General features: G+C 30.2%; 4 protein-coding genes. All 4 read left to right on the plus strand.

Features of this window, described 5'->3' with window-relative positions; translation table 11 throughout:
* Window positions 1–259 precede the first annotated feature (259 nt).
* On the plus strand, window positions 260–2110 hold the full coding sequence (locus E6248_RS11025; RefSeq protein WP_316340853.1) for a carbohydrate-binding domain-containing protein: 1851 nt from the start codon (window positions 260–262) through the stop codon (window positions 2108–2110).
* Between the two features lie 156 nt (window positions 2111–2266).
* Window positions 2267–3895, plus strand: a complete 1629-nt coding sequence (locus E6248_RS11030; RefSeq protein WP_316340854.1) for an alpha-glucosidase — start codon at window positions 2267–2269, stop codon at window positions 3893–3895.
* 198 nt (window positions 3896–4093) lie between these two features.
* On the plus strand, window positions 4094–5518 hold the full coding sequence (gene treP / locus E6248_RS11035) for a PTS system trehalose-specific EIIBC component (RefSeq protein WP_316340855.1): 1425 nt from the start codon (window positions 4094–4096) through the stop codon (window positions 5516–5518).
* Between the two features lie 43 nt (window positions 5519–5561).
* Window positions 5562–7069, plus strand: a 1508-nt coding sequence (treC, locus tag E6248_RS11040; protein ID WP_316340856.1) for an alpha,alpha-phosphotrehalase, incomplete at its 3' end; no start/stop codon positions are given.

The raw sequence follows: 7069 nt of genomic DNA on the forward strand, positions 1-7069 counted from the left end.
GTTATTAATAATTCATATGTAGAATTAAATGAAGTTGTAAAAGAAAAAGATAATAGTATTATTAAAGATAAGAATAAGGTTTATGTACATCCTTTAATTCCTAATAAACAATGATGAAGTGCTTTTAAAATTGAATATATATAATAAATAGTAAGATTAATAGGTTGTTTTAGACATCTCTATTAATCTTTTTTTCTTTAAGATTCATTTAAGGTAAAAGTGATATTATTTACTCAATGAAAATCTAGGAGGATTTATTATGAGTAAAAGAATTATAGCGATTTTATCTATAGCTTCTATACTTTTATATGGAGTAGGATGTAGTAAAAATGTGAATGAAAATTCTGCAATAAGTGGAGAAACTATAGAAGTAGATACGAATATTACTTTAGGAGATACTATATCAATTGATGGAAATGGAGCTACTGTAGATGGAAGCAAGGTAGTTATAAACTCAGCTGGAACCTATGGGTTTACCGGAACTTTAAAGGATGGTCAAATAGTAGTTAATGCTGGTAAAGAGGATAATGTAAAAATTGTTTTAAATGGTGTTGATATAACTTCTACTAACAGTGCACCAATTTATAGTATGAGTTCAAAAAATACTTATTTAGTACTTCAAGAAGGAAGTGAAAATATAGTAACAGATGGAGAAAATTATGTTTATGAAGATGAAACTAATGATGAGCCCAATGCTGCTATATTTAGTAAGGATGATTTATTTATAAGTGGAACAGGAAAATTAACTGTTAATTCTAACTATAATAATGCTATAACTAGTAAAGATGATTTAAAAATATCAGAAGCAGATATTAATATTACTTCAATAGCAGATGGTCTTAGAGGAAAAGATTCAGTTACAATTTCTAGTGGTAATATTAATATTAATGCATCAGGAGATGGGATAAAATCTAATAATGCTGAAGATACAGAAAAAGGATATGTATTAATTGAAGGTGGAACTATAAATATAACTTCATTAGAAGATGGAATACAAGCTGAAACTAATGCTACTGTAACAGGAGGAGATATAACTATAAACTCTGGTGGAGGTAGTGAAAATAGTAGTAAGGAAAGTGAAACTTGGGGAATCTTTGGAAGGACAATGGATAATAAGAATACTAATAATACTACTACTGAAGAAGATACTATAAGTGCAAAAGGAATAAAAGGAAGCAATTTAGTTAAAATAGATGGTGGAAATATAAATATAGACTCTGCAGATGATTCAATACACTCAAATAGCAATGTTGAAATTAATGGAGGAATAATAAATATTTCTTCAGGAGATGATGGTGTTCATGGAGATTCTACTGTTGATATTAATTCAGGCGAAATTAATATTGCTAAGTCTTATGAAGGAATTGAGGCTGAAATAGTAAATATTAATGATGGAAGAATAAATCTTGTAGCTAGCGATGATGGAATAAATGTTGCTGGTGGTAATGATGGATCTTCAATTAATGGTAGACCAGGACAAAACAACTTTGCTTCATCTGGCAATGCAGCACTTAACATAAATGGTGGAAGAATCATTGTAGATGCTAGTGGTGATGGGCTAGATGCAAATGGATCTATTTATATGAAGGATGGAGTAGTTATAGTAAATGGACCTGAAAATGGTGGTAATGGAGCCCTAGATTACGATAGTAAGTTTGATATAACTGGTGGTTTATTGATTGCAGCAGGATCATCAGGAATGGCTCAAGCACCAAGTGAATCATCAACTCAAAATATATTTAACATAAATAAATCTTTTGATGCAAATAGTATTATTCGTATTGAGGATGAGAGTGGAAATGAAGTAATAACTTTTGTACCAAGTAAATCTATAGGTTCTCTTATTGTATCATCACCTAATATTAAAACAGGAAGTAGTTATAAAATTTATACAGGTGGAGAATCAACAGGAACTTTAGAGGATGGATTATATAATGAAGGAAATTATTCAGGAGGAACTGAAGGAGATAGTTTTACTGTTTCTAGTATAGTAACTACTGTAGGCCAAAGTGCTGGTGGTTTTGGTAATCCAGGTGGAGGAAGAGGTCAAGGTGGAATGCAGGGAATGCCTCCAGAAGGTATGGAGGGAGAAGCTCCTGAAAAACCTTAATATATAAATTTACCATTATTTATTAACTGTTAACTGCTAATTATGAAATGGAGTTGCTTAATGCAACTCCATTTACTTTAATATTGACATTGCTTTTGTAAAGGTTTATCATATAACTAAACAACATATACGTACAAGTGTAAAGGGGTGTGTTTTATGGAACAAAAATGGTGGCATAGTTCAGTAGTGTATCAAATCTATCCGAGAAGTTTTAAAGATAGTAATGGTGATGGGATAGGTGATATTCAAGGTATAATTGAAAAACTTGATTACTTAAAAGAACTTGGAATAGATGTTATTTGGTTAAGTCCTGTTTATAAATCTCCAAATGATGATAATGGTTATGATATTAGTGATTATTATGATATTATGGATGAGTTTGGAACTATGGAGGATATGGATATACTACTAAAAGAAAGTAACAAAAGAGGAATAAAGATTCTTATGGACTTAGTTGTAAATCATACTTCCGATGAACATAAGTGGTTTATAGAAGCAAAGAAGTCTAAGGATAATGAATATAGAGATTATTATATATGGAGAAAACCTGTTAACGGAAAGGAACCAAATGAATTAATATCTACTTTTAGTGGTAGTGCATGGGAATATGATGAAGAATCAGGAGAGTATTACTTACATTTATTTAGTAAGAAACAACCTGATCTTAACTGGGAAAATCCAAAGGTACGAGAAGAAGTTTGGAAAATGATGAATTTCTGGATAGATAAGGGGATTGGCGGGTTTAGAATGGATGTTATCGATTTAGTTGGTAAGGTACCAGATGAAATGATTAAAGAAAATGGGCCAATGCTTCATGATTACCTTCAAGAAATGAATAGAAATTCTTTTGGGAATCATGACTTGCTGACAGTTGGTGAAACATGGGGAGCAACTCCAGAGGTAGCTAAGCTTTATTCAAATCCTAGTAGAAATGAATTAAGTATGGTTTTCCAATTTGAACATATTAGTTTAGATAAAATTCCAGGTAAAAATAAGTGGGATTTAAAACCTCTAGATCTTAGGGATTTAAAAAGGGTATTTTCTAAATGGCAAACTGAACTTGAAGGAGAAGGATGGAATAGTTTATTCTGGAATAATCATGATCTTCCAAGAATAGTTTCAAGATGGGGAGATGATAAAGAATATAGAGTTGAAAGCGCAAAGATGCTTGCTACTCTTTTACATGGATTAAAAGGTACCCCTTATATATATCAAGGTGAAGAAATTGGTATGACAAATATTAAATTTGATACAATAGAAGAATATAATGATATTGAAATAAGAAATATGTATAAGGATAGGATAGCTAGAGGATTTAAGCATGAAGAAATAATGGAGTCGATATACGTAAAGGGAAGAGATAATGCAAGAACTCCAATGCAATGGTCAGAAGAAGAAAATGCAGGATTTACAACAGGAAAGCCATGGCTTACTATAAATGAAAATTATAAAGACATAAATGTAGAAAGAGCTTTAAAGGATAAAAACTCAATATTCTATCATTATAAAAAGCTTATAGAATTAAGAAAAGAAAATGAAGTTATAATTTATGGTGACTATACTCTTATAGATCCAGAAGACAAGAGTATATATGCTTATACTAGAGAATTAAATGGAGATAAGATATTAGTTGTATGTAACTTTTATGGAGAAAATATAGAGTTTAATTATAAAGATATAGTTAATAAAGAACCAAATATTTTATTAAGCAACTATAGCGATTCAAGCACAAATATTAAGACGTTAAAGTTAAGACCTTATGAAGCTATTATGTTTAGACTTTAATGGTCTATAGTGAAATTAATAAATAGTAAACAAAAAAGAGAAGTATATCAAAAAGTTAAAAATTATATACTTCTCTTTTTTATATTATTTTTAGAAAATATTTATGAAAACGTTTGACATACATGTACGTATATGATAAAGTAGGTGTATAAGATGTAAGTACAAGTTATTGTGAATATTATGGAGGGAGAAATAATAATGGGAAAGTTTAATAAAGATGTGAAGTTACTAATTGAATATTTAGGAGGAGTAGAAAATATTTCAGCAGTTACTCATTGTGTAACAAGAATGAGATTTGTTTTAAATGATCCAAAGCATACTGATGTAAAAAATATAGAAGGTTTACCATCTGTAAAAGGAACATTTACTCAAGCTGGACAATTCCAAGTAATTATAGGACCGCAAGTATCAACTTTCTATAATGAATTTATAGCAGAAAGTGGACTAACAGGTGAAAGCAAAGACTCGGTTAAAGAAGCATCTAAACAAAATATGAATTTACTACAAAGAGTAGTTGCTAATATTGCAGAAATATTCTCACCATTAATACCAGCTATAATTGTTGGAGGGTTACTACTAGGTTTTAGAAATATTATTGGAGATATGAAGCTTTTTGAAGAAGGAACTAAAGCTTTAGTAGAAATTTCAGTATTCTGGAATGGTGTAAATAGTTTCCTATGGTTAATATGTGAAGCTGTATTCCACTTCTTACCTGTAGGTGTAGTTTGGTCAGTAGCTAAGAAAATGGGTGCTAACCAAATGATTGGTATAGTTATTGGTATTACTCTTGTTTCACCTCAATTATTAAATGCATATGGTGTAACTGGTGCAGAAACTATTCCATATTGGGATTTTGGATTTGCAAAAGTTGAAATGATTGGATATCAAGCGCAAATTATCCCAGCTATCTTAGTAGGATTTACTTTCGTATATTTAGAAAGATTAGCAAAGAAAATTTCACCAGATGCTATTCAAATGATTATTGTACCTTTCCTATCATTAGTACCAACTGTAATATTAGCACACACAGTACTTGGACCTATTGGTTGGAAAATTGGAGATATAATTGCAACAGTAGTACAAACAGGATTTAATTCATCTTTTGGATGGTTATTCGCAGGCGTTTATGGATTTACTTACCCAATCCTAGTTATTACGGGATTACATCATACTTTATTACCAATAGATTTACAATTAATTGCTACAACTGGAGGTACTTATGTATGGCCAATAGTTGCACTTGCTAATATAGCTCAAGGATCAGCAGTTTTAGGATATATTTTCTTAAAGAGAAAGAATGCAGAAGCTAAGCAAATTGCAGTACCAGCTTGTATATCAGCTTATTTAGGTGTTACTGAACCTTCAATATTCGGTGTTAACTTAAAGTTCTTCTATCCATTCTTAGCAGCTTTAATTGGATCAGGTATAGCAGGTGTAGTTTCAATGTTATTTAATGCAACAGCTAACTCTGTAGGGGTTGGAGGATTACCAGCAATACTTTCAATGCAAGGAAATAGTATGTTACCTTACCTATTATGTATGGCAATTGCAGTAGTAGTTCCATTTGTACTAACAATAGTATTTTCAAAGACTAAATTAAATAAAATTGCAGTAGAAAAATAAAACAGTAGTAAAAGTAATAAAAAAATATGGAGTGTATAAATTAATGAAGGATTTTAAGAAAAGTGTAGTTTATCAAATATATCCTAAGTCTTTTAGTGATAGTAATAATGATGGTATTGGAGATATAAAAGGGATAATAGGGAAACTAGACTACCTTAAATCATTAGGGGTTGATTATATTTGGTTAACCCCAGTGTATATCTCCCCACAGAAAGATAATGGTTATGATGTAGCTGATTATTGTAGCATAGATCCACGTTATGGAACAATGGAGGAGTTTGAGGAATTAGTCAAAGAAGCAAAGGATAGAGATATATATCTTATGCTAGATATGGTGTTCAATCATACATCTACTGAGCATGAATGGTTTAAAAAAGCTATGAATGGTGATGAAAAATATAAGAACTATTATATTTTCAAGAAAGGCAATAATGGAGGAGCTCCAACTAATTGGATTTCTAAATTTGGTGGTAGTGCCTGGGAGTATGTAGAAAAATTTGATGAATATTATCTTCATTTATTTGATGTAACTCAAGCAGATTTAAATTGGGATAATGAAGAATTAAGAAATGAAATTTATAAGGTAGTTAACTTTTGGATAGAAAAAGGAGTAAAGGGTTTTAGATTAGATGTAATAAACCTTATCTCCAAGCCAGAAGTCTATGAAAATGATGATGAAGGTGATGGAAGAAGATTTTATACCGATGGTCCTAATATCCATAAGTATCTAAAGGAATTAAATGAAAATACCTTTGGAAAGCATGAAGATATTATAACTGTAGGAGAAATGTCTTCAACTTCAATTGATAATTGTGTTAAATATTCTAATAGAAAAGAAAAAGAATTATCTATGGTATTTAATTTCCATCATTTAAAGGTTGATTATAAAGATGGTGAGAAATGGTCATTAATGGACTTTGATTTTAAAGCATTAAAAGATTTATTCAATTCATGGCAAAGAGGGTTAATAGATGGTGATGGGTGGAATGCACTATTTTGGTGTAATCATGATCAGCCAAGAATAAACTCTAGATTTGGTAATGTTAATGAATATCTTAAAGAATCATCCAAAATGCTAGCAACAGTAGTTCATTTAATGAAAGGAACTCCTTATATTTATCAAGGAGAAGAAATAGGAATGACTAATCCTGAATTTGAAGATATTGAAGAGTATAGAGATGTTGAATCTATCAATTACTATAATATTTTAACAGAAGAAGGGAAAAATAAAGAAGAAATTCTTGAAATACTAAAGAGTAAATCTAGAGATAACTCTAGAACTCCAATGCAATGGGATGCTAGTATAAACTCTGGTTTTACTAAGGGAACACCTTGGATAAATGTATCAGAAAGATATAAGGAAATTAATGCTGAAAATAATTTAAAGGATAAAGATTCAATATTTTATCATTATAAAAAGCTAATTGAACTTAGAAAAGAAGAAGATGCAATAGCTTATGGAGATTATAGAATATTAGATAAGGATAATAAAAAGGTTTATGCTTTTGAAAGAAGCTTAAATGGTATTTCAGTAATTGTTGTAAATAACTT

The organism is Clostridium sp. (assembly GCF_032552055.1).
Classification (GTDB): domain Bacteria; phylum Bacillota; class Clostridia; order Clostridiales; family Clostridiaceae; genus Clostridium.